This window comes from uncultured Veillonella sp. (assembly GCF_963524655.1).
Classification (GTDB): domain Bacteria; phylum Bacillota; class Negativicutes; order Veillonellales; family Veillonellaceae; genus Veillonella.
In genome coordinates, this window is the sequence record NZ_CAURHA010000075.1 from 1 (window position 1) to 2,727 (window position 2,727).

1 protein-coding gene and 1 pseudogene are annotated in these 2,727 nt (G+C 41.0%); both read right to left on the minus strand.

The annotated features are described in order from the left end of the window. Window positions 1–373: 373 nt before the first annotated feature. On the minus strand, window positions 374–2,440 hold the full coding sequence (gene fusA, locus RYM16_RS08985) for an elongation factor G (protein WP_296002155.1): 2,067 nt from the start codon (window positions 2,438–2,440) through the stop codon (window positions 374–376). A gap of 113 nt (window positions 2,441–2,553) precedes the next feature. After that, window positions 2,554–2,727: pseudogene (locus RYM16_RS08990) on the minus strand ([FeFe] hydrogenase H-cluster radical SAM maturase HydE); the annotation flags it as partial.

Below are 2,727 nucleotides of genomic sequence, written 5' to 3' on the forward strand. Positions count from 1 at the left end.
CTAGAGAAAAACATATACGATCCTTTCACACTATCTATTTATATAGTAAGCACACAGTTGTAATTATATTTATTTTTTTATCTTAGCACATATATACACAAAGGACTAGCGATTCCAATGTTTCTATTATATCTATCTCTACAAGTGGTTAACGCACAAATACACCTCATTATCAACTGAGGTCTATCCTAATCTATTTTCAGCATGGTAAAAGCCCTCCATACGCTACATATATGGAGGGCTAGTGTAAAATACTATTTAGATTTATGACTTTCGTCAATTGTTATGCTATGAAATTGTTCATTATGCAATTGTCTATTCAGTTGTAGTGATTCTAACTGTATTACATACAGTACGTGGACATTGTCTTACGTTATTCTTGAGTTTTATGAGCAGCGATGATTTCTTCCGCTTGCTTATGTGGAACCTCTTCATAAGTATGGAACTGACGGTTAAATACGCCTTGTCCTTGAGTGATAGAGCGCAATGCAGTTACATAATCGGCCATTTCAGCCAATGGTACTTGAGCTTTAACAACAGAAATACCTGTTCTTTCACTTTGTTCCATGCCTAATACACGACCTCGACGGCTATTTAAATCACCCATGATGTCGCCCATGAAAGCATCTGGTGCAAACACGTTAACTTCATAGATTGGTTCTAATAGGACTGGTTTCGCCTTAGGAATTACATCCTTGATAGCCTGTGACGTAGCTACTTTAAATGCTAACTCTGAGGAGTCTACGCTATGGTAAGATCCATCCAAGAGTGTCACTTGCACGCCAATCATAGGATATCCCGCAATTAAGCCTTTATCTAGGGTTTCTTTGGCACCCTTTTCCACTGCTGGTATGTATTGTTTAGGTACAGCACCACCAAAGATTTTGTCTACGAATGCAAATTCGCTTCCATCATATAATGGGTCCACTTGAATCTTAACGTGACCATATTGACCATGACCGCCACTTTGTTTTTTATATTTAGACTCGGTTTCAGCGGAGCCTTTGATAGTTTCGCGGTATGGAATATAAGGAGTCACAAGTTTAGCTTGTACGCCGTATTTGCGGTCCATTTTATTGAGAATATGCTCGAGATGTACCTCGCCCATACAATCGATTTGTAATTGGCGGGCCTCAGCATTTTTCACTACTACGCAAGTAGGATCTTCTTCTGCTACCTTAAGAACAGCACTAGCTAATTTTTCCTCCTCACCTTTTTTCACTGGCTCCATAGCCACTGTATATAGAGGTTGAGGGAAACGAATAGCATCGTATGTTACTTTAAAGTCAGGAGCAGTTAATGTATCGCCAGTTTTAGCATTAGCCAATTTCGGTATCACTACGATATCGCCAGCTTTAGCTGAGGATACAGGGATTTGTTGCTTCCCGATAAGGGTAACCATCTTGCCCCATTTTTCTTCTACGCCTTGGTTCACATCAAAGAGGCGATCGCCTTCTTTAAGTTCACCAGAGAAGATACGTACAAAGCTTTGTTTGCCTGCGAATGGGTCTAACAACGTTTTGAATACGAATGCAGTTAATGGTTTATCTACATGTATTGCACGTTGTTCGCCAGTTTCTGCATCAGTTGCGGTCATAACCTTTTTAGTTGCATCTGGCATGTAACGGATCATACGATCCAATACTTGATCTAAGCCAATACGAGATGTGGCACTGCCACACATGATTGGGCACACACGGCCACTAATCATACCTTCACGCAAGCCTTGGCGAATTTCCTCTAAGGATAATTCTTCGCCTTCTAAATATTTTTCCAACAATTCATCGCTACCTTCAGCCGCGGCTTCTACGGTCATTTCCCGAATTTCTTGAGCCTTTTCGATAAGGTGAGCTGGTACAGCGATTTCAGTTGGTTGGCCGTCCTTATAAGTAAACGCAGTCATTTTTGCTACGTCTACGACGCCTTCAAAGTTGGCGCCTTCACCGATAGGAATCTGCAATGGCATGATGCCTTTGCCAAATAATTCCCGCATTCTTTCAATAGTACCGAAGAAGTCAGCACCATCAACATCCATTTTATTGATAAATGCCATACGTGGCATTTGCAACTCAACGGCATAATCCCATGCGCGAACTGTGTCAGTTTCTACACCAGATGTGGCGGATAGTACCATTAACATACCATCACACGCACGCAAAGCAGCACGAACTTCGCCATGGAATTCATTGTAACCTGGAGTGTCTACGAAGTTAACCTTATGGTCATGCCACTCACATGGAGCCATACCCAACTGGATAGTTACGTTACGTTTGATTTCTTCCGGTTCAAAGTCCATGATATGTTTATTATCTTGGCCTTTACCTACGAAATCAACCGCACCAGAGGTTAACAACAAGGATTCAACAAGAGCTGTTTTACCTGCACCATCGTGAGAAACAACAGCAACGTTTCTAATTTTATCACTACTGTACTCTTTCATCGGAATCGCCTCCTTATTGGCAAATTACGGCTTTTGCTAATACATTTCGACACTTCAATAGAAAAGTCCTCTTTTTCCGAAAAATTTTATCGAAAAAAGAGGACTATATAAATCTAAAATTCTCCTGTCCGTTTACCGTAGTGTTTGGAATCACCATTTTGGTTCCATCCTACAGTATCACCGATGGACATAACGCGGCGCGTCAAGCAGTCTTTACATTGTTCTGCATTGTCGTCTACGCAAGGTTTATTATCGTATAGCAAGTATTTTGCACGGTGTTCAGGAAT

Coding starts and splice junctions, on each gene's coding strand:
- fusA (WP_296002155.1), bottom strand. CDS start 2,440: ATGAAAGAGTACAGTAGTGATAAAATTAGAAACGTTGCTGTTGTTTCT.